Annotated in this window: 18 protein-coding genes; 15 read left to right on the top strand and 3 right to left on the bottom strand. The window is 55.0% G+C overall.

Translation table 11 applies throughout. The annotated features are described in order from the left end of the window. Nucleotides 1–7 precede the first annotated feature (7 nt). On the top strand, nucleotides 8–1,927 hold the full coding sequence (asnB, locus tag KI787_03600) for an asparagine synthase (glutamine-hydrolyzing) (protein ID MBV6629018.1): 1,920 nt from the start codon (nucleotides 8–10) through the stop codon (nucleotides 1,925–1,927). Between the two features lie 142 nt (nucleotides 1,928–2,069). Beyond that, entirely contained in the window at nucleotides 2,070–3,137 is a 1,068-nt protein-coding gene (locus tag KI787_03595; GenBank protein MBV6629017.1) for a hypothetical protein, read from the top strand. Here KI787_03595 and KI787_03590 read toward each other — a convergent pair. Next, entirely contained in the window at nucleotides 3,102–4,280 is a 1,179-nt protein-coding gene (locus tag KI787_03590; GenBank protein ID MBV6629016.1) for a glycosyltransferase family 4 protein, read from the bottom strand. The genes KI787_03595 and KI787_03590 overlap by 36 nt on opposite strands. A 374-nt stretch (nucleotides 4,281–4,654) precedes the next feature. Here KI787_03590 and KI787_03585 point away from each other — a divergent pair, with 374 nt between their 5' ends. The 5 genes from KI787_03585 (at nucleotide 4,655) to KI787_03565 (ending at nucleotide 7,903) form a co-directional block, all read left to right on the top strand. Next, nucleotides 4,655–5,254, top strand: a complete 600-nt coding sequence (locus KI787_03585; GenBank protein ID MBV6629015.1) for a sugar transferase — start codon at nucleotides 4,655–4,657, stop codon at nucleotides 5,252–5,254. After that, nucleotides 5,251–5,901, top strand: a complete 651-nt coding sequence (locus KI787_03580; GenBank protein ID MBV6629014.1) for an acetyltransferase — start codon at nucleotides 5,251–5,253, stop codon at nucleotides 5,899–5,901. Before KI787_03585 ends, KI787_03580 begins: the two co-directional genes overlap by 4 nt. A gap of 79 nt (nucleotides 5,902–5,980) precedes the next feature. Next, nucleotides 5,981–6,229 (top strand): type II toxin-antitoxin system prevent-host-death family antitoxin, encoded by a 249-nt coding sequence (locus KI787_03575; GenBank protein ID MBV6629013.1) that lies wholly within the window; start codon nucleotides 5,981–5,983, stop codon nucleotides 6,227–6,229. Continuing rightward, nucleotides 6,229–6,651 carry a type II toxin-antitoxin system VapC family toxin gene (locus tag KI787_03570; protein MBV6629012.1) on the top strand — a complete coding sequence of 141 codons (423 nt, stop codon included), beginning with the start codon at nucleotides 6,229–6,231 and terminating at the stop codon, nucleotides 6,649–6,651. The genes KI787_03575 and KI787_03570 overlap by 1 nt, the downstream gene beginning before the upstream one ends. A gap of 13 nt (nucleotides 6,652–6,664) precedes the next feature. Next, nucleotides 6,665–7,903: a DegT/DnrJ/EryC1/StrS aminotransferase family protein gene (locus KI787_03565; protein MBV6629011.1), complete on the top strand. Its 1,239-nt coding sequence runs from the start codon at nucleotides 6,665–6,667 to the stop codon at nucleotides 7,901–7,903. A gap of 119 nt (nucleotides 7,904–8,022) precedes the next feature. On the opposite strand, the gene KI787_03560 is transcribed toward KI787_03565, so the two are convergent. Continuing rightward, nucleotides 8,023–8,547, bottom strand: a complete 525-nt coding sequence (locus tag KI787_03560; protein ID MBV6629010.1) for a hypothetical protein — start codon at nucleotides 8,545–8,547, stop codon at nucleotides 8,023–8,025. 217 nt (nucleotides 8,548–8,764) lie between these two features. On the opposite strand from KI787_03560, the gene KI787_03555 reads away from it, so the two are divergent. From KI787_03555 to KI787_03540, 4 genes are all read left to right on the top strand, one after another. Next, nucleotides 8,765–9,121, top strand: coding sequence for a hypothetical protein (locus tag KI787_03555; GenBank protein MBV6629009.1), 357 nt, complete (start codon nucleotides 8,765–8,767; stop codon nucleotides 9,119–9,121). Nucleotides 9,122–9,486: 365 nt separating this feature from the next. Further along, nucleotides 9,487–11,361, top strand: a complete 1,875-nt coding sequence (locus KI787_03550) for a polysaccharide biosynthesis protein (protein MBV6629008.1) — start codon at nucleotides 9,487–9,489, stop codon at nucleotides 11,359–11,361. A 63-nt stretch (nucleotides 11,362–11,424) separates the two neighbouring features. Beyond that, the gene (locus KI787_03545; GenBank protein MBV6629007.1) at nucleotides 11,425–12,162 is read left to right on the top strand and encodes a sulfotransferase; all 738 of its coding nucleotides are present in this window, start codon (nucleotides 11,425–11,427) and stop codon (nucleotides 12,160–12,162) included. Nucleotides 12,163–12,218: 56 nt separating this feature from the next. Further along, complete coding sequence (locus KI787_03540) at nucleotides 12,219–13,058, top strand: hypothetical protein (GenBank protein ID MBV6629006.1); 840 nt, start codon at nucleotides 12,219–12,221, stop codon at nucleotides 13,056–13,058. On the opposite strand, the gene KI787_03535 is transcribed toward KI787_03540, so the two are convergent. After that, entirely contained in the window at nucleotides 13,059–14,045 is a 987-nt protein-coding gene (locus tag KI787_03535; protein ID MBV6629005.1) for a GSCFA domain-containing protein, read from the bottom strand. It abuts the gene before it with no gap. A gap of 182 nt (nucleotides 14,046–14,227) precedes the next feature. Here KI787_03535 and KI787_03530 point away from each other — a divergent pair, with 182 nt between their 5' ends. The 4 genes from KI787_03530 (at nucleotide 14,228) to KI787_03515 (ending at nucleotide 20,267) form a co-directional block, all read left to right on the top strand. Beyond that, on the top strand, nucleotides 14,228–16,570 hold the full coding sequence (locus tag KI787_03530; protein MBV6629004.1) for a hypothetical protein: 2,343 nt from the start codon (nucleotides 14,228–14,230) through the stop codon (nucleotides 16,568–16,570). A 224-nt stretch (nucleotides 16,571–16,794) separates the two neighbouring features. Further along, nucleotides 16,795–17,631 carry a peptidylprolyl isomerase gene (locus tag KI787_03525; GenBank protein MBV6629003.1) on the top strand — a complete coding sequence of 279 codons (837 nt, stop codon included), beginning with the start codon at nucleotides 16,795–16,797 and terminating at the stop codon, nucleotides 17,629–17,631. Continuing rightward, nucleotides 17,628–18,062, top strand: coding sequence for a hypothetical protein (locus KI787_03520; GenBank protein MBV6629002.1), 435 nt, complete (start codon nucleotides 17,628–17,630; stop codon nucleotides 18,060–18,062). The genes KI787_03525 and KI787_03520 overlap by 4 nt, the downstream gene beginning before the upstream one ends. A gap of 162 nt (nucleotides 18,063–18,224) precedes the next feature. Then, nucleotides 18,225–20,267, top strand: coding sequence for a YjbH domain-containing protein (locus KI787_03515; GenBank protein ID MBV6629001.1), 2,043 nt, complete (start codon nucleotides 18,225–18,227; stop codon nucleotides 20,265–20,267). The last annotated feature ends 272 nt before the right edge of the window (nucleotides 20,268–20,539 follow it).

Below are 20,539 nucleotides of genomic sequence, written 5' to 3'. Positions count from 1 at the left end.
AGAGCTAATGTGCGGAATCGCCGGATACTGGGGGGGGGCTTTTGATGCCGTTATTGCTGAGCAAATGGCTAGTCGTATCGAGGCGCGAGGTCCGGATGATGGTGGTGTCTGGTTGGACGAACGGGTCGGGCTTGCTCTGGCGCACCGGCGACTGTCCATCCTTGACCTTTCTCCCTCTGGCCATCAGCCCATGGTTTCGCCCTGCGATCGGTATACGTTGGTATATAACGGTGAGATTTATAATCACCTAGACCTTCGTGCTGAACTTGAGGCTGCTGGGGGCGGATTTTTCTGGCGTGGCCACTCGGATACGGAGACATTGCTTGCGGCCTTGCGTCATTGGGGGGTCCAGGGGGCTTTGGAACGTATAAATGGAATGTTTGCTTTCGCTCTTTGGGACGCCACGGAGCGCCGACTATTTCTTGCCCGCGACCGTATGGGTGAAAAACCTCTTTACTACGGACGCATTCAGAATGCTTTTCTATTTGGCTCGGAGCTCAAGGCGTTAAAGGCACACCCGGCTTGGGTGGGTGATATCAACCGCGATGCCTTGGCTTTGTACATGCGGCACAACTACATTCCCGCACCCCATAGTATTTACAAGGGAATTGCCAAACTACCGCCCGCGCACTACGTCGTGATCGATGACGGCGGTCGCGCGGTAAGTGATCCGCAATGTTACTGGGATCTAAGCTCGATTGCTTTCGAAGGGGCTCACTCGAGGAGTGTCAGTCCAGATGTGTTGATGGATGACCTCGATGCATTACTGAAAGATTCGATTGGCCGACGTATGGCGGCCGATGTGCCATTGGGCGCATTCCTGTCGGGTGGCTACGATTCCACCATTGTTGCCGCACTAATGCAGGCACAGAGCGACCGGCCGGTAAAGACTTTTTCAATCGGGTTTCACGAGGCGGATTATAACGAGGCGCAGCACGCCAAAGCTGTTGCAGAGCATTTAGGCACGGACCACACCGAGTTTTATGTCACTCCACAGGAAGCGATGGCCGTCATTCCACAGTTGCCAACCATCTACGACGAGCCTTTTGCTGACTCCTCCCAAATTCCAACATTCCTTGTAAGCCAATTGGCTCGGCAGCAAGTTGCCGTGAGCCTTTCGGGCGATGGCGGGGATGAATTATTCTGCGGTTACGGTAGGTACGAGTTGGGTCACCGGGTGTGGAGTAAGCTCGAATTGTTGCCACAGCCCGTTCGTATGGTTTTGGCAGGGCTTCTGCGGCATATGCCAGGGCAGCTAATCGGCAGCATTCAGAGCTTGTTTCCTCAAGCTTGGCGTGTGCCTAATCTGGCGGATCGCTTACCCAAGTTGGCCGATGTGTTGGCTCATGAAAGCGGTCTGCAGTTCTACCAAGGTTTGGTCTCGCATTTCAAGCAACCAGATGCGCTTGTGTTGGGCGCAAACGAACCAGAAACGGTATTAGACCGTCCGGAGCAGGTTCACGCTGAACTGAGTTTCCGTGAAAGTATGATGTTTTTGGACATGCTTACGTACCTGCCGGACGATATTCTCACTAAAGTGGACCGGGCGAGCATGGCCGTCAGCTTGGAAGCTCGCGTGCCTTTGCTCGATCATCGCTTGGTCGAATTCGCGTGGCGTGTTCCAATGGAGTACAAATATCGCGATGGACAAGGCAAGTGGCTGCTGCGGCAGGTGCTCTATCGCTATGTCCCGCAAGCACTGATGGATCGCCCCAAAATGGGTTTCGGCGTGCCCATTGATGACTGGTTACGTGGTCCGTTGCGTGAATGGGCGGAAGAACTGCTGGTGCCGCAACGGCTTCGGGAAGACGGCTTTCTGAATTCGGAAATCGTCAGCAACCTTTGGCAAGAGCACCGCAGCGGCACGCGACGTTGGCATTACTACCTCTGGGATGTTCTTATGTTCCAAGCGTGGTTGAAAAACTGAAACGATGGAAATCGTTTCATCAGTGTGGCATGTCGTGAGCGCTTTTCTGCTGCTCCTCGCCGGGGCCAGTGTCGCGCTCACAGCCGCTACGCACTTCGGCACTAGGCATCGCAGATCATTGATTCTGTACGCCTGGCACACCATGTTTTCAGTTCTTTATTTATGGTATGCGATGGCTTTTGGGGGCGATGCAATCCCATACTTTCTGTCCGCTCAAGACTTTTCATGGGAATTCAATTTTGGTACTGCAGCAGTCAAAATACTGACTGGTTTAATTGTGAATGGTTTGGGCGTATCAATATTAGGAGCATTTCTAGTCTTCAATATTTTTGGCGTTGTGGGTCTACTTGCGTTCGATGCCTGCTTGCTCTCAGCTATTCAGAACAAATCTAAAAATCTGCGACGCCTTGCGACAGTTATCGTTTTTCTACCATCGGTCAGCTTTTGGTCATCAGCCATTGGCAAGGATGCTTTGTCGTTCATGGCAATGGGGTTGGCCTTATGGGCAGCACTTGCGCTGGATAGGCGTTGGCAACTCATGGCTTTTGCAATATTTGTAATGTTGCTTGTGCGCCCTCACATTGCGGTTATGATGATTCTGGCATGGTCGTTTTCAGTTTTGACTAGTCGACAGACCCGTTTCCGCTTAAGAGTATTTCTGTTGGGGCTGACAATCGTTGCTTCGGCGATAATTGTGCCTTTCGCCCTCAAATATGCTGGCCTTGGTGACGCCTCTACTATCGAAGCACTTTCGGACTACATTGAGCAACGTCAGGGTTACAACATGGAAGGGGGCGGTGGAATTGACATCGCCTCCATGAGCCTGCCCATGCGAATGTTTGCCTACATGTTTCGCCCTGTGCTTTTCGAAGCCAGCACGATTTTTGCCTTGGCAGCAGCGGTTGATAACCTAATTCTGGTATCTCTTTTTTTTGCAGGTGCGTGGGCAATGTTTCGCGGCCGCAAAAGCAACTTGGGAGAAAGCCGCACATTTATGTGGATCTACGCCTCGCTGGCGTGGCTCGTTTTGGCCATGACCACTGCCAACTTGGGCATTGCATTACGCCAGAAATGGATGTTTGCACCCATGTTGATTTTTTTGATACTTTCAGTGCTGGGTGCTCAAAAGCGCAGAAAACTCAGGGGCGGATCATCTCTAACACGCTATCCTGTTTCAGGAATGGATGCGTCCCTTAGATTTGGGGGGTAGTTTTCCGATGGCGCGTAGAATGGATTTGTTGACTAGCCGCACGTCGTATTTACTCTTCACTATTTCTGTTGAGCGTTTACCCATTGATTGATGGAGCTCGGCGTCTTCAACAAATGCGAGCATCGCCGCAGTCAATGCTTCGGCGTTTCTAGGCTGCACTAGTAGCCCGTTACCATTGTGAATGACCGTTTCCCGGCACCCGGGGGCGTCCGTTGTAATGATTGCTCGCCCCATGGCCATTGCTTCAAGAACCGTTCGTGGGGTCCCTTCACGATAGCTCGGCAGTACGTAAACGTGGGCGTTGGCAATGAATGGTCTCACGTCGTTGGTGGGTCCATGCCATTTGATCACGCCTTTCTCCGACCAAATGCGTATCTCTTGTTCAGTAATCCCATCCGGGTTTGGGTCGATCGGCCCAACAAGGTCGAATTTGGCTTCAGGGTGGTTTCTTTTTACGTTTGTCGCTGCGGCGGCGTACTCCCGTACACCCTTGTCGCCGAGCAGACGGGCGATCATCAGGAAGCGCATTGGTGGATTTGGGAATTCAACCGGCTGAAAATGTTCGATATCGACACCAGACCCATTGATGATCTGCCTCGGTAGCGTGGTTGGCAGAAGGCTCATGTGCTCAAAATCGGTTAGGTCATCTGGGTTTTGGAAAAAGACTAGATTCGCTTTCCTCATTGCTGTGGCGTAAAGAAAGCGTACGACCTTCTGCACCACTAAACGCTTTCCGTGCGCTTCGCCCGTAAATGCATAGCCAAGGCCAGTGATCATCGCGACCCGCTTGGGGACCTTGGCTATCCAGGCGGCTATTAGCCCCCAGATCACCGGTTTTATGGTGTAGCCGAGATAGGTACCTGGGCGGATGCGCCGCATGAGTCTATATAGATGGAATAAGGCTTTCGCGTCTTCAACCGGAGAAAGGCCGGTGCGAGAAAGCGATATATCGTGAGCAGTGGCCCCTACTAACGTCAGCCAATTGGATGTGGCTAGATCATCAATCAACTCTGGAGCCGCTACGTGCACATCGTGTCCGCTCCTGACCATGTCCTCGATAAGGTGTCCCCTGAAGTTCTTCAGAGAAGAGGAGAGGCTCCCAACAACAAGAATTGTCTGTGGGTCGTGTCTCGGCTTAGTCATATGTAGAGTGATCTTCAATAATCGATGAGTCGGGCGGGCCCGTAAGCCAGCTTTTGCTGGACAGCTCGCTTAATGTGTTCGGTGGCGTCGCTGCATGGCTCAGTTATGGATGTTTCGCGCCTGCGTAAGACCTAGCCTAAGACTTGCATTGCTCATTGGCGCCGTTATCGCCACCTTCACCTGAGAATGCTAACTTCGCTGAGGCACCTCTCCGCAAACAAATTACTCCAGCTGGTCCCGCGTTTGAATCTGGAATCAAATGAGGTTTCCTCGCGCACGGATGTTTGTTGCCGGAAGTTGCGCGCTTGTGATTTTTCTTCAGTGGGTGCGTACCATACCCGTCATAACTCAAAGCTGCGGGACGCGCACTCGAGATGCTGAATCGCTTAGTCGACATTCTTGGATCCTGTGTAGCGCTCCTCATTTTTTCGCCTGTAATTGTCATCTTGGTGATGTTGATCCGGCAGTCGATGGGGGCGCCCATTTTCTTCCGTCAAATTCGGCCTGGAAAAGGTGGCAAGCCTTTCGAGATGATTAAGCTTCGCACCATGCGGGACGCACTCGATGCCTCCGGCGAACCACTTGCTGACGAAGATCGATTGACGCCTTTGGGGCAACTGCTTCGTTCTACAAGTTTGGACGAGCTGCCTGAACTTTGGAACGTTTTGAAGGGGGACATGAGCCTCGTAGGACCCCGTCCTCTACTCATGGAGTACCTCCCTTTGTACTCGGCGGAACAAGCGCGGCGACATGAGGTGCGTCCTGGCATTACGGGTTGGGCGCAAGTGAATGGTCGCAATGCGCTGACTTGGGAAGAAAAATTCGCTTTAGATGTTTGGTATGTCGACAACCAATCGTTTTGGTTAGATCTGAAGATCCTGGCCATGACGGTTAAGAAGGTTGTTATGCGCGATGGCATCAGTGCCGATGGCGAAGCCACTATGCCGCGGTTCACTGGGTCGCCGCGGGGATGACCCTCTACGGCGTGTTCGGCGCAAGCGGATGTGGGCGCGGCATTTTGCCGTTAGTGCGGTGGCAACTCAATGCCGTTGCCAATGCGCACGCGGAAGTCGTCTTTATTGACGATGGGGATTATCCGCCGCGGGTGAACGGCCACCGCGTGTTGAGCTGGTCGGCATTTCTACAAGAGCCTGCTGAAGCAAAATTGGTTTGCGTAGCCATTGCAAACTCTGACATTCGTCGCCGCGTTGTTGCACGGTGTGAGACAGCTGGCCTGCCCTTTTTCTCCGCTCGGGCGAACAACGTTATTGCCATGGATGATGTTGTGGTTGGGGAGGGGGCGATTCTGTCTCCTTTTGTGACCTTAACGTCGAATATCAGGATTGGCCGGCATTTCCATGCCAATCTCTATAGCTACGTCGAGCATGACTGTGTGATTGGGGATTTTGTGACCTTTGCGCCGGGGGTCAAGTGCAACGGTAATGTGGTGATTGAAGATCATGCCTACATTGGCGCCGGCGCGATCCTTCGCCAAGGTAAGCCTGGCGACCCGCTGGTGATTGGTCGTGGAGCAGTTGTTGGCATGGGCGCAGTTGTGACGAAATCAGTGCCTCCAGGCATCACCGTTGTTGGTAACCCCGCTCGGGTGTTAAGTCGTTAACTCCCGCGCTTGCCAACCTCTTGTGGCTTTCCAATGATGTCTGTCACCATATGACCATCTAGCTGGTCATGAGCATGCCGTGAATACACGAACAGTGACGCTGGCAGAAGCGAAGGCGCGATTGAGCGAAGTTGCGGAACGTGCGGCTGCCGGCGAAGAGTGGGTTATTACGAAGCGCGGGCGGCCCGTAGGGCGTTTGTTGCCTGTTGCCTCCAGTAAACGCCGAATTGATGTTGCTCGCTTACGCACACTCACGTCTTCCATGCGAGCGGCGCCTACTCACACGGCTGAGGTCGTTGTCGATGTGCGGGAGGGTGCTCGCTACTGATGGTGTATGCTGATACCAGCATTTTGGTGGCGGCATTCACCCCAGAGCCTCGAACCTCAGACATGCAAAGGTGGCTCGGTGAGCGGCCAGCGGGAGAGCTGGCCATCAGTGACTGGGTAATGACGGAATTCTCCGCGGCACTGTCGATGAAAGTTCGCGGGGGTTATTTGCAGCCCCAGGAGCGTGCGGAAGTGCTGGCGCTGTTTGCCGAGGTTGTTGAGCAGTCCTGTGAAGTCCTGGCAGTAACTGTCCTGGACTTTCGCGTTGAGGCGCGCTTTGCAGGCCAGCATGCCACTGGGTTGCGCGCAGGTGATGGTTTGCATCTGGCTGTGGCCGCGAACGCCGGCGCGCGTATACGCGCGCTCGACAAAGGGCTGGTTGAAGCTGCCAATGCCTTGGGCGTGAGCGCGGGATTGCTGTGATGCATATCAACTCATGTTGAACTCGCAAGTGGCTCCATGGCCTTGTTTCACTCAGGAAGAGGCGGCAGCCGTAGAGCGGGTGTTGCTCTCTAACCGCGTGAATTACTGGACCGGCACCGAGGGCCGCGACTTTGAAAAGGAGTTCGCCGCCTGGGTTGGTGCACGGTATGCCGTCGCGCTCGCTAACGGCACGGTTGCGCTAGACCTCGCCCTCAAGGGCCTGGACATTGGTCCGGGTGATGAGGTGATTGTGACCCCGCGTACGTTTTTGGCCTCCGTATCCTGCGTGGTGACTGCTGGGGCGACGCCAGTATTCGCCGATGTCGATCGCGACAGCGGCAACCTTACTGCGCAAACTATCGCAGCAGTGATGACGCCGAAAACCAAAGCGGTGATCTGTGTTCATCTGGCGGGTTGGCCCTGCGATATGGACCCAATCATGGCGTTGGCCGAAGAACACAGTTTTTTTGTCATCGAAGATTGCGCGCAGGCCCATGGTGCACGGTACAAAGGCCGTAGTGTGGGCAGCATTGGTCACGTTGGGGCCTGGAGTTTCTGCCAGGACAAGATCATGACCACCGGAGGAGAGGGGGGCATGGTTACCACCAGCGACGCTGAGTTGTGGTCGCGCATGTGGAGCTATAAAGACCATGGAAAGAGCTGGTCGGCAGTTTACGAGCGCCAGCATCCTCCGGGTTTTCGCTGGCTGCATGAATCCTTTGGCACGAACTGGCGTATGACCGAGATGCAATCAGCCATTGGCCGGATTCAGCTCAAGCGCATGCGGGAATGGACGCGCAAGCGCCAGGTGAATGCAATGGCGATTATGGATGTACTGCAGGAGTTTGATGGCCAAGGCGGCGTTATACGTGCGCCGGGCCAGCGAGCCTGCGACGGCTGTAATCGTGCGGGCGAGTGTGTAATTGAAGCGGACGGTAGTGGGTGTGTGCACGCCCAGTACAAGCTCTACGCGTATGTACAACCCCATAACCTTGCCCAGGGTTGGTCGCGTGACCGAATTGTTGCTGAGGTTTGTGCGGAGGGAGTGCCCTGCTTTCAGGGTGGCTGCTCTGAGGTATATTTAGAGAAAGCTTTTGAAAACACGAATTGGCGCCCAAAGAGTCGCCTACCGGTGGCAAGAGAGCTGGGCGAAACAAGCTTGATGTTTCTGGTGCACCCAACCTTAACCGAGTCAGATATTCAAAAGACCTGCGCGGTGCTTCGGAAAGTACTTCAATGGGCAGAAGCCTAAGGCTGCCTCGTGCTCCATTCAATTTAGTAAAGGCATTGCAGAGTGGGCTGCTCTCAAATGCGGGGCAAGAAAAAAGCCGCCAGTTTTTGGCGGCTTCTTCATATCCACGAGCGCACGGATTAGCGCACGGCTACTCCATTAACTGTCCCGTCCTGCAGCTCCGTGGTATCGGTTTCTCCGTCACTAGTGCTCACTTCGCGCACGAGAACATGGCTTGAGATATCGAAGTATTGCTCGTCAACAAAGTTGAGCGTGGTCGAGGCGCCACCGGCTGTGGTTGTGGACGTCGACTCGGTGCGGAAGTAGCACGTTTCGTAGGTGCCGGCGGGCACGCTAATGGTTTCCCGGCCCACGTAGGTCACCGTTTCTTGGGTGGTTGTTTCGCTGCTTTGGGTGAGGTTCACACCACTTCCGGAGGTATTCGTGGTGGTGTCTGTCACATAGGTTTGCTGGTAAGACTCACCGGGACTGAGATCGAAGCGCTGTAAATTGCCGGGATCGATGACATTGGTCACGGTTGTGGTAAACCCCGAGCTCACCGTTTCTACGGTGGACTCACGCGCATTCACAGAAGGCACGCTTCCATCTTCCGAGCTGATGCTGGTGGTGTCCGACTGCACGGTTTCGCCATTGGCGGTGGTCACTGTGGTTGCGGAGAATTGGCGCGCCGCTTCCCCGTTGTAGTTGATGGGGCCGTCCGTAGTCTGGTCGATTGTGAAATCGGCGGTGGAGCCATCCTGGGCCGTGGTGCGATAGGTCAGTACGCTGCGTGCGCCAGTAATCAGCAGATTTGATGGGTAACAATCCGCTGCGGATGCTCCTACGCCCGGAGTCGGGCTGGGGCTGGGTGATGTACTCGGCGTGGGTGAAGCGCTGGGTGAGGGTGTTGGCGTAGCGGTTGGTGTCGGACTGGCCGTTGGTGTAGGAGTGGCCGTGGCGGTTGGTGTGGGTGATGCCGATGGTGTTGGCGCAGCGGTTGGAGCTGGCGTTGGCGATGCCGATGGTGTTGGTGCAGCCGTTGGCGCTGGGGTGCTGGTCGGCGCAGCCGTAGGCGATGGTGTCGCAGTGGGGGTGGTTGTTACCACCACCGTAGGCGCGGGTGTGGCCGTTGGGGCAGCAGTGGGGGTGGCCGTCGGCGCTGGGGTGCTGGTGGGCGCTGCAGTCGGCGCGCTGGTCGGTGAGCTAATAGGCGTTGGCGTGGTGGTTGGATCTGTTTGAGCGTCGTCACCACCGCTGCTTTCCGAACATGCCGCCAAAATCATGGTGCTCGATACCAAAGCAGGCATTCCCCAATGCATTTTCATGTGTATTCCCCAAATATTTGTTGATGTCCCTGAACAAAACACTACCCCACAGGGACTCGCGTGAAAACCCTTAAATTTTCTCTGCGCACACCAGCCATCATCATCTCGATGGTTTGGAGTTTGCAAGGCCGCTTGCATCAAGGGCTTAGCTCACGGAAAATAATGGAACAGATGAACTTGCGCAAAAGCAAGCCCACACCGCTTGGGGGCGGCGACCGATACGTGAATAGACCAGCCTGGGAGAAAGCGCTTGGCAGAGTTGGGAGAACTCTGCTGGCTATGCGACGGCGCCAGAAAGTGGCTTTACAAATGTTGGCGGACTTTTCCGCAGTTGCACTTGCTACCTTGCTTGTCACCGCCGTCGGTATTGATGTTCCTGCAGCGGCTTCCTTGGCTTTGGCGGCTGTTAGCCCAATTTTTGCGGTGCTGTTATTACATGCCCAGGGGGTTTATCGGGCGTGGGTGCGTTTTCTAGACCCTAAGGCGGGCTTTGCTTTATTCCTCACGGCCATAGCTACAACCTCTATGTTAGGGGTAGTTGTCGTCGCTACTGGTGCCAAGGCCAATGTTTTTACCTTTATCGACAGTGCCGCCCTCACGTTTTTGGGTTTGATTGGTCCACGCCTTGCGTTTCGTGGGCTTTTACTTTGGATACAGCAACATCAGCGTGACGATGTGGCCATTTATGGCGCGGGTTCTGCTGGGCGCGAGCTGGCTGCCGCTTTAAAAACAGGTGGTCGATACCGTGTCTGTGCCTTCTTGGATGATGATCGGCGCTTGCATAATTCCAGCGTTGCTGGTGTGGCGGTGCATAGCCCCAAACGGCTGGGCCAGCTCGTCGACCAAGGTGTAACGCGGGTTCTGCTTGCCATGCCGCGCATTTCCATTTCCCGGCGCCGGGAGGTTGTGGAAGCATTGGCAGAGCATGCGGTTGCCGTACAGACCATCCCAAGTTTCGATGACCTTGTCCGTGGCGACACCGGGGTCACACAGCTACGAGACCTCAGTCCCCTGGATCTTCTCGGGCGAGACGTCGTGCCTCCTGTGCGCGAACTCATCGAGCACGATGTGCGCAATCGGGTTGTATTGGTGAGTGGGGCCGGAGGGTCTATTGGTTCCGAGCTGTGTCGGCAAATCGTCGCGCAGCGTGTTGCGCACTTGGTTTTACTGGATCACAGCGAGCATGCCCTGTATGACATTCACCAGGAGATGCTTGCTCGGGTCAAAGACACCGAAGTGCGAGTGTCTGCCGTGTTGGCTTCTATTTGTGACAGCGGGGCCATGCGTAGAACGCTGCACAAGTACGATGTTGAAACGGTCTACCACGCCGCTGCTTACAAGCACGTGCCGATTGTGGAAGAGAATGTACTGAGTGGCCTGCACAACAACATCGTCGGTACCTGGAGCTTGGCGAATGCTGCTGCGCAGGTCGGTGTAGAGAGCTTTGTGCTGATTTCCACCGACAAGGCCGTGCGACCCACAAATATTATGGGTGCGACTAAGCGAGCCGCTGAACTGGCAGTGCAGGCTCTGGCCAAAGTCCACGCGAGAACGCGTTTCTCCATGGTGCGCTTTGGTAACGTGCTGGACTCCTCAGGCTCCGTGGTGCCACTTTTTCGTCGTCAAATTTCTGACGGTGGCCCGGTGACCGTTACGCATACCAACGTCATACGCTACTTTATGACAATCCCCGAGGCGGCCCAGTTGGTGCTCCAGGCTGGCGCAATGGGGCGCAAGGCGGAGGTGTTTGTGCTGGACATGGGCCAACCCGTCAACATTTATGAACTAGCGCAGAGAATGATTCGATTGGCGGGCTTAGAGCCGCGCTTGCCTGGTGACAGTGGCGGTGACATTCCTATTGAGGTCACAGGACTGCGCCCAGGTGAAAAGCTGTACGAAGAGCTCTTGGTCAGCGGGGAAGAAACCACCACTCGCCACCCGCGTATTTGCTTAGCCAACGAGCCCTCAGTGAGCTTGGCAGAGTTCGAAGAGGTGCTACACAGTATCCGAACTGAGGCAGAAGCAGGTAACGAAACAGAGGCTGTATCGGCACTGTTGAGTCTGCCTATTGATTATCGCGGCGAGGCTCATCCAATTCCCCCGGCGCTGCCTGCAGAGGCTTCACGTCCACCAGTTGTGCAGCAGGTGCATTGAGCAGCTTGGGGCTGATGCAGCCCTGCTTGTTATCCTAGCTACGGTATTTACCTGGGCAAATTCATGCCGAGAGTGTTGTATTGCGTGGGCGCGCAGAAGGCTGGAACCACGTGGCTCTTTCAAATGCTGCGTCGTTCGGCGCAGGTGAGCTTTCCGCTGCGCAAAGAGGCGCATTACTGGGACTGGGTGGGTGACAAAAAAAGGCCCCGACAGGATCGCGAATACTGGGATCAGTTGCGCGCCGGCACTTCATTATGGGTAGCGGACTTCACACCAGACTACGCGGTTATTGAAGAGGCGTTGATTGCAGCGGCAGTCGACCAACAGCCAACCATGCAAGTGATTTTTCTGATGCGAGACCCCGTCGCCAGGGCCTGGTCGGCGGCGCGTATGGCGATGGATTACGCGCGTTTAAAGGATGAAGAAGCGTCCGATGATTGGCTGGCCGCTGTCGCGTTATCACAGGAATCGCAGCGGCGAGGGGACTACGCCAACACCATCCGCAGCTGGCGAAACCATCTTCCTCCCGAGCAATTTCATGTATTTGGCTATGGTGATATCCAACAAAGCCCCAAGCGACTGCTCAGTAAGATCTGCGAGATTTTAAGCATCGATGATGTGAGCGCCGCCATGAATGACAATCAGGTAGCTAAGCGTTTCAACGCCGGCCGGCGCCGCACCATCCCCGACCGGCTGCATACTCAACTACAAGAGCTATACGCCCCGAAGATCTCTGACCTCCGGCATTGCTTGAAGCACTTTGAGGTCCGCTTTGACCTCAACACATGGTCGGCCCTATGAGGTGGCTGGGTGCGACTCCAAAGCCGAAACTAAGTGTTGTGGTCGTTTTCCACAACATGCGCAGGGAAGCCAAGCGCACCTTATGGGCCTTGAGCACCGACTACCAGCGTGGGGTATCGGCAGAAGACTACGAGGTGATTGCTGTCGACAGTAACTCTTCAGAGCCGCTGGACTCGCACTGGGTGCGACAACTGCCGGGGCAGTTCCATCACCTCGTCGTGACTGTAGACAATCCCTCGCCATGTAGGGCAGTCAACACCGGGGTCAGAGAAGCTCGCGGCGATTGGGTGTGTGTGATGGTCGACGGAGCGCGTATTCCTACTCCCGAGTTGCTGCATGGGTTTTTGAAAGCCCGGCAACTTGATCAGCAGGCATTTGCCTACTCCCTCGGAATGCACCTTGGCAAACAGCGTCAAAACTTGGCTGTGCTGGAGGGCTACTCCCAAGTTGTGGAAGACGAGTTGCTGGCGACTGTGGACTGGCAAAAGGACGGCTATGAGCTGTTCAAGATTTCGTGTTTGGCGGGTTCCTCTCGCGGCGGTTACTTCGCCAACTTGGCAGAGAGCAACTGCTTCGCGCTGTCCAAACAGTCCTTCCTGGCATTGGGTGGCTATGACGAGCGCTTCATCACCCGCGGTGGTGGATTCGTCAACTTGGATTTCTTCCGCCAAGCCGTGGAAACGCATGCTTTAGCTCCATACATGTTGCTTGGTGAGGCCACCTTTCATCAGTTTCATGGAGGAGTTGCAACCAACACACCTCATGAACAAGTTCCATTTGCCGAATTTCGCGCGGAATATCAGCGCATTCGCGGCTGCGAGTATCAAGTTCCCAAAGTGGAGCCAAACTACATCGGCAGGCTTCCTAAGTTCGTGCGCGAGGCAACAACGCCTTAGTCATTCGGTACTCGAGCCCTTGCGCTCGTAATGGCTCAGCATGTAGTTCACCACGCGTTGTACGACTTCGTCCTTCACATGGATTTGGTCGCCAATAAAGGCACTGAGCCCTCCAGAGCTCACGATCTCATAGCTCGGGAAGTAGTCCAGTTGGTTGCTAAAGGTATGACTGAGGTTTTCAGCAACAACGCGTAAGGTGGCCTTGGAGTATGAGTTGGCAAGCACGCAATCGGTGCCGCTGAAGGTTGTCCCCAAGGGAACCGGCGAGACGGTGAGCAGAATATTGCGCACCCCTGAGTTGAAGGTGTCCTGCAGCGCCGCTTCGAGTAGCCGGGTTGATTGGTCCGCATTGAGTCTGACGAAGCTAAACCTCTCTGGGCTTTGTTTCACAAACCTCGGGTGCGGGGCTCGGTTCAGCCATGTGTGAGTCTTGTTATCAAACCAACACTCAACCAAGCCCAGGGTCATGATGAGCACCTTGCAGCTGCGCAACTGAGCGTAAATGGCGTCGATCTCCGCGCGCCTTTGCAGCAGACGCTCCAATGTGACCCCACTACCATTGGGAAGAAGTAGGTCTATGCACCGGTCGGCGTCGATGTGTGCGGCGTCTTCGACCTGTCGGGTGTCGAAACCGGCGGCTGCCCAAACTAAGCGCTGGGCCATTGATGCGGGGTTGTACTCATTGAGTAAGCCATTGGGGCGCCGATCAAACTCCGACTTCGGTACAGAAAACTGTGTCGTTGGAATGTTGTATGCCTGCAAATGCTCTTCAATGTTTCTGGCAAAGCATGAGCCCATCGTGAAGATTTGGTCCTGCGGACAGAACTGAAAGCCAGCTCGAACCTGCGGGAAAATGAGTCCAGCAGACGAGCGCGCATCGTCATCTCGGTGGGGGAAGCGACACACAGCCTTAGAGCTTTGGCGTCGGCTTAAGGCCGTCAGGGCAGAAACGGCATGGCTTTGAAGGCCATCATCGGCGATTAACATGAACCAAGCTGCAAAAAAGTCTTGTCGACGAGTTTAGACCTGATGCCCCATCGTTGACATCCATCTGAGGCCCGCCATAATGCTCGGAAGAAAGGTGCTAGTCACACATCGAAAAAGCAGCCTAATTTCGATCAGCGGAGGCGCGGGCTGTGACACTCAAAGGCATAGATGGGACACAAATAGTGAAACAACTCCTTCGGCGCTCAGTTGGCGCTTTAGCTGCGGCCACTGCAGTTTTTTCCGGCACCTCTCACGCGGTCAACATCGCAGGTGACGGCATTGGTGAAGTTGCGATTGCGCCTTACTACACAGTTCGCAACGGTTGGCTCACGACCATCAACCTCACAAACACCACCGATAAGGTCATTCTGGTTAAGGTGCGTATGCGTGAGGCGGATAACTCTCGGGATATTCAAGACTTTGTAGTCGCGATGCCGCCCTATGATGTGTTCAGCGGCCTCCTTCAAGAACGCCCCTTAGACGGGAAAGCCGTGTTTGTTGTGCGTGACCAACCTGATCGCAATGGTCGCCGCACCTGCACCGTACCCAGTAACCTTTTGGCGCGCTCCGACGCGGGCAAGTTCTCGGAGAACTTCGGTTCATTGCTCCGTGCGGAATCTTATGGTGGCCAGACATTCCAAACGGGCCCACAGGTTGACGTGGCCCGCGAGGAAGACGGGGGAAGCCTTGAGCTTGACCGCTTAAAAGAGGGCTACATTGAGTTTTTCGTGCTTGGCCATGCAGCCGCGCCATCTATCGAAAATTACAACTACGGGGCGGTGGCTGAGGATAAGACGGCTCCAGAAGCCGTCGTCGCTAAGGATTGCGCATACTTAGATATGGCATTTAGCCGCCGAAATGTGGGTCCAAACGCCAATGGCTACGGAACTGAGGCGCCTGCTGGAATACCAGCAACGATAACCACGTTGCCAACAGAAGACTTCACGCATTTTGGTACGGCCTCCGAGTTTGGAGAGCCAATCAACGCGCTCAAGTTCAACGTGCGACTCCTCAACCCGGCACGCGGCTTAGAAGCTGGCTATGAGGCGCTTACACTAGCCAATTTCTATAATCCGGTTCATCCGGATGAGCTGCCCGGTCCACCCGGTGACTTGGTCGATGCGGTTCTGGGCACAGACGGCAATATCACCGAAACAGCGAACCGTTTTTGTTCGATCAATATTGGTGACCAACGCGAAGGTGATCTAGCTGACGGCGGTGGCCCCAGAGATTGGTATCCCGGCGGTGGGCCACTTGTGGACGATAGCTCTGTAGACCCGGATGACGTCATCACGAACTCCCGCGTTCATTGCCGCAATTTTGTGGCCGAGCAGTCGGCTTTCGCCTTTCTTGAGCCTTCGTTGAACAACGCCTACCCCGAAGTGGCGATGCTCATCAACGATACGCCAGTGGTCCGTGATGACGTCCCGGCAGGTAGTGGAACTCCGGGTAGCGTGGTGGAAACGTTGCTCTTCGCTCCGGCATTTACCTCTATGGCCGAACCGCAAGATCCGAGCCTTAGCGCCGGAGCATTTGCACTTGGGAATGTGCGCGGTATCGACGCTGTGACCGCATTGCTCATGCGCCGCTTTGCCTTTAACGAGTGGGCCTCACGACCCTCAGCGATCATTAGTGAACTCTCTGATTGGGTTGTGACCTTCCCAACGAAAAACTTTTACGTTGATAGCACCGGGCCAAACGGCTACGGATCACAGCAGGCCATCGGCCCGGGTCTGCTAGACCGACAAGGGGAGTACGCCGATGCATTGGTCACGGCGCCGATCCGCCCGGAGTTCGAGTATGAAGATTTCCGGGTGGACCTTTCGGGGGGCGTAGCACCCACGACAGCAACAATGATCACAGCTCGTCCTGAGTCTATTTTGCAGATTGCGCCAGGAGAGTTCGAGCTAGTGGCGGAAACAGACGTCGGGGCAGAGTTCGGCCTCCGCCGCGGGTATGCGCCTTTTGCTGATCGGTTCGACGGGCAGTCATGCGTCGTTGCTGGGGGGGCTCTGTACGACCGTGCCGAGAACCAAGCCTCGCTATCTAATGACGATGTCCAAGTGTCACCCGCTCCTCCGCAATCGCAGTTCAGGGTGAACTTCTGCAAAGAAGCCAACGTTCTGACGTTTAATGGGCAGTCGGTCTTGCGAAGTGCCAACAATGGGGACTTCGCGGGCAATGGAGACGTGGATGTATCGACTCAGTCCGGGAATGCTAACTTCAGCCCTCTCGCAGGCTGGCTCTCCTTAGATCTTGACCCCAGGACAAATGATGATAGCCCTGGAGAAACGAAGTTTGGTGAGGGCGTGATGCGGCTTTGTCCGGCAACGTCCATCATCAACCCGGCACCGTTGCCCGCGGCAGCTTCGGCACCACATTACGACATTCATGGGATGCCAGTGTTGGGGTTTGTCATTAAGCAGAGAACCTTCGCGGGGTCGAATGGTCGGAACAACTACGCGAGCGCCATAAGTCACTCATTCTTGCGTGACATACGGGAAGTGCCGGCGTCCGGTCCTTAGAAGCCGACATACCTCTAAGCGACCCGCAATAGCCCTATGGGGCTACAATTTCCGAAATACTAACCCACACAGGCGGCTGCTCAGCCGCCTGTTTTGATTCTGGAGAGTTACTGTTGAAAGGGATTACTACCACCCTTTTGGTCTCGGCTGCTGGCATGCTTTGTTGCGGCCTCGCATCGGCCGCGGATCATTCTGAGAATGGACATACCGTTAGGGGTGCCCTAATGGCAACGCCTGAGAGCAAGCTGATGGCGGCGTTGAAGGATGACACCATCCTCTTGGACCTGTTCATTGAGTCGGAAGCTGAGATATCCATCTTCAACGATATTCAGAAACGAGCGAGCAGTTACCCTGTTTTGGAGGCAAAGGCGTTTCGGTCGCAACGCACCGAGTGGATTAAGCAAGCAGTGACTGAAGCCTCCATCCCAGAGCCCATCGATGAGGCTATTATTGATGAGCTGGCACGCGAGCGATATAGCATCTCCAAGGAGAAGTACCGCAAGCCTGAAAAGAGAAAGTTCAGTCATATCCTTGTCAGTCAGGCCTATTTCTCGAAGCGACAGGCTTGTGACTGTGCTGACGAGGATCAGCCGTCTAACATCGACGAGTTGATCGCTCTACTGGAGTACAAAATTGGTCTCGGTTACGACTTCTCGGAGCTGGCCTCGAAATACAGCTCTGACTTTGGCACGGCTCGTCGAGGCGGTTCTCTAGGGAATTGGGTTGCAAAGAATGACGGCCAGTTGGTGAAGGAGTTTGCCGACGCCGGCTTTAGAATCCCCGCGGTTGGTCAGGTGGTTGGGCCGGTTCAAACGCGATTCGGTTATCACTTCATTCGCTTGGACGAGCGTTTGAGCGGCGATATCCCGCCGTACAGCGAAGTTGCCGAGAACATCAAGAACCTGGTTCGCCGAGACAGGGTCGATAGCGCCAAAACGTCTTACCTGTCCAGCCATTACCCGAATCCAAGCGATCTCAACAAAGAGCAATTCCGGAGCCTCATCCAAGAGGTTGTAAACACTATTCGCAGCGCTAACCAAACCACCAACATTGCCCCATGAAAAACGTTGTCACCTTAATCATCCTCGCGCTTGCTGTTGTCGGCGGCTACTTCGGCTATTCCTACTATGACGCGCAGGCAACTGCGGCAGAGAACCGCTCTGAAGAGAACTTGCGAGCTCGTGTCAATGAGCGCTGGGATGCGATTATGAAGTTCGATTTTCGCAAGGCCTTTACATACTCCACGCCGGCCTACCAAAAAGCGTTTGATGTGGGCACCCTTTCTGCTCAATTTGGTGGACAGGTGCAGCGCACAGGGGTCGACGTCAAACGTGTTGAGTTCAAGAATGATGAGAAAACCGATGCCGTGGTGTACTTGGGCATTCGTTTTCTTTTATCCCTGCAGCCAGGTTTCACACCTGAGCATGAGGTTGGCGGGAAAGAGCGTTGGCAGTTTATCGATGACCAATGGTATTTCGTAGATACCTTGTGATTCTTGGCGCAGATGCATGGAGAATTTAACTCTCCGGCAACAGGATTACTGATATTGTCGAAGGCAGCTCTTGGGGCTGCCTTTTTTTGAGAGTACTTAGTGAAAAGCATAGGATCACATCCACTCTGCGCGGTCATTGCGCTCATAACAGCCTCTACATGCGTGGCGGCGTACCCAACGAGTAGACCGCTCCTCTCTGACAGTGGGTATGCTGGATACACAAATGTCCCCACTGCCACGTTGACGCCACTAGGTCAGATGCAGCTTTCGGTGTCAGACGTTATTCCGTTCTCCGAGGCCACGGACACGCAGGAGTCGGATAACTATGCTTTTTCCTTGGGCCTCTTTTCTAGGCTGGAAATAGGTGGAAGATTGCTGTCAGGGGGGGCGCGAGGGTTCTCTGCGAACACTGATACGCGGCGTTTCGATGGCTCAGCAGTCAGAGACTTGTCGACGAATCTCAAGTTGAAGATCTGGTCTCGCCCTAATCAACCCACGGTCTCTTTGGGGCTCAGGGATGCCAGTGGTACTGGTCGTTTTGCCGCTAGCTATGTTGTGGCAACACATCGCTGGCGCTTTCTCGAGGCGACATTGGGTCATGGTAGTCAGACGCTGGATGGGGTGTTCTATGGTGTTCGCGCAGACTTAGGTCGTTACTTTTCCGTCGCGTTTGATGAAGACACACACCAACGGACTTTACTCACTGAGCTATCCACCGGAGATGTTTGGCGGGGGGCGCGTGTTTTCCTGCGTTATCGAGCTCTCGCTAGTGGGCGTAATGCGGACCAAGGCTTTGGTATTGGGGCGACCTTCGATTTAGGCCAGACACGCAGGTGGCAACGTCTTGGATACACCGCACCAACTGCGATACTGGACCCAGTAAATGTGGTCAGTGGGCTGGAGCAGCGCGGCCAATGGGCACAATCGCGGTCGCACAGGGCCAACGCGGGCATCTGCAGTCAGCCCGCATTGGCAGAGACGGCAACTGCACTAGGGCTAGAGCTGGTTGCAGTCAGTATTTCTGATCAGGGCAAGACGGTCGCTATGAGTATGGATGGGCGGCGTTATCACCAGTCAGCAGTAGATGCGGCAGGTGTCGCTCTTGGTGTTATTGCCGTTCACTGCCCAGAGTCCCAAAAGGCTGTGGTACAGGTTGCGCGGGATGGCCTACCGCAATTTTGGGTATCAGCGCCCGTGCAGTCTCTGAGGGAAGGTTTGTTCATCGCCTCGGGGCCTAGCCCCGAATTCGAGTTCGCCTTGGGGCGGCATGCTGACGCGCCTGATGTTCCATGGCGCAAACAAGCTGTTGCTGACGTTATGTTAGCCCCCGCACTGCGTTATGGGTTGGCCACTGAAGTGGGAGTTCTTGACTACAGCCTTGGCGCAGAGACAACCCTACGTGTTCCACTCTGGAAGGGAGCGGTTGCCTTCTATGAGGGCGTGGACGAGTTTGCGTCTTCAGATGATTTTGCAGATAGGCGTGGCGACTTCCGAAGCTTCAGGCTGCCATCTACCTGGTTTAACCGTGGTATTTACCAAACCCTTCCGCTCAGTCGTTGGGGGGCACTGCGTGCTTATTACGGAAGAACACAGATGTTCGGTTTTGATAGCGATCTTGTTTCCGCCGAGCTGCTCTTGCAGCCGCTCCAAGGTAGCGGTCTGCAATTGGAAACACGCTACTTCGAGGCAGAGCGCCGGTCTGATTCGTTGAGAGCTCAAGAGGCTATGCCAGAAGAAGTGGACTCTTGGACAGGTACTGCACGTTATGTGTGGGGTGCGGCTGATGCCATGCTGGATTTGACCTGGGGGCGCTATCAAGCTGATGACGAAGGTGGCCAGGTCCGGCTTACCCGCTTCTTCGGTGATACCTCCTTGGAGCTCAGCTATGTTCGCGACCGTCAGAAAGACAACGAAGCGCTACGCCTGGGCGTTGGAATACCTTTTGGGCCGCGGCGCATGGTTGCGATGGGCCCCGTGGCTATAGGCGCCAGACCCAACTGGAGTACGACAGTACAAACAACCATCAACGCACGACAGAATGTGATCAAGCCGGACTTAATCCGCGAGACAATACTCGACGAATCCCTCTCAGGCCGCTATTTCGACCGTGCCAGGTTGACTCGGGGATATGTTCAGTCTAGCTGGCCGCGTATGCGCGACACATTTCTTGTTTACGCGCAGAAGTTGCTAGTAGGAAAGCAGTAATCACCGCAGTCTGTAGTGGCCTGCGTGCCCGTGCATCTCCCTGAGATCAGAAAAAAGAATCGGCCTAGACAGACATAGCAGACGGTTCGGTCGTAACCTTCGATGTAAGCAACCTGCTGGGCTTACCAGGCTAGATGTGGCTAGGCGCGGTGCCTTGCGGTTCAGCTCGGGCGCGAAACGTATGGTCAGGGAAATGTAGGGAGATTACCCAAAGGCGCCCCGTCAAGCAGGCTTGATAACTTTACTGTTCACGACAAAGTCGAGCACGCGAG

Origin of the sequence: Oceanococcus sp. HetDA_MAG_MS8 (genome assembly GCA_019192445.1) — a bacterium.
Classification (GTDB): domain Bacteria; phylum Pseudomonadota; class Gammaproteobacteria; order Nevskiales; family Oceanococcaceae; genus MS8.
This window is presented reverse-complemented; position numbering and strand designations above follow the sequence as displayed.

What these genes read in the sequence shown, in the direction of transcription:
- asnB (MBV6629018.1), top strand. Translation starts at nt 8, where the DNA reads ATGTGCGGAATCGCCGGATACTGGGGGGGGGCTTTTGATGCCGTTATT.
- KI787_03595 (MBV6629017.1), top strand. Translation starts at nt 2,070, where the DNA reads ATGTTTTCAGTTCTTTATTTATGGTATGCGATGGCTTTTGGGGGCGAT.
- KI787_03590 (MBV6629016.1), bottom strand. Translation starts at nt 4,280, where the DNA reads ATGACTAAGCCGAGACACGACCCACAGACAATTCTTGTTGTTGGGAGC.
- KI787_03585 (MBV6629015.1), top strand. Translation starts at nt 4,655, where the DNA reads ATGCTGAATCGCTTAGTCGACATTCTTGGATCCTGTGTAGCGCTCCTC.
- KI787_03580 (MBV6629014.1), top strand. Translation starts at nt 5,251, where the DNA reads ATGACCCTCTACGGCGTGTTCGGCGCAAGCGGATGTGGGCGCGGCATT.
- KI787_03570 (MBV6629012.1), top strand. Translation starts at nt 6,229, where the DNA reads ATGGTGTATGCTGATACCAGCATTTTGGTGGCGGCATTCACCCCAGAG.
- KI787_03565 (MBV6629011.1), top strand. Translation starts at nt 6,665, where the DNA reads ATGTTGAACTCGCAAGTGGCTCCATGGCCTTGTTTCACTCAGGAAGAG.
- KI787_03550 (MBV6629008.1), top strand. Translation starts at nt 9,487, where the DNA reads ATGCGACGGCGCCAGAAAGTGGCTTTACAAATGTTGGCGGACTTTTCC.
- KI787_03545 (MBV6629007.1), top strand. Translation starts at nt 11,425, where the DNA reads ATGCCGAGAGTGTTGTATTGCGTGGGCGCGCAGAAGGCTGGAACCACG.
- KI787_03540 (MBV6629006.1), top strand. Translation starts at nt 12,219, where the DNA reads ATGCGCAGGGAAGCCAAGCGCACCTTATGGGCCTTGAGCACCGACTAC.
- KI787_03535 (MBV6629005.1), bottom strand. Translation starts at nt 14,045, where the DNA reads ATGTTAATCGCCGATGATGGCCTTCAAAGCCATGCCGTTTCTGCCCTG.
- KI787_03525 (MBV6629003.1), top strand. Translation starts at nt 16,795, where the DNA reads ATGGCAACGCCTGAGAGCAAGCTGATGGCGGCGTTGAAGGATGACACC.
- KI787_03520 (MBV6629002.1), top strand. Translation starts at nt 17,628, where the DNA reads ATGAAAAACGTTGTCACCTTAATCATCCTCGCGCTTGCTGTTGTCGGC.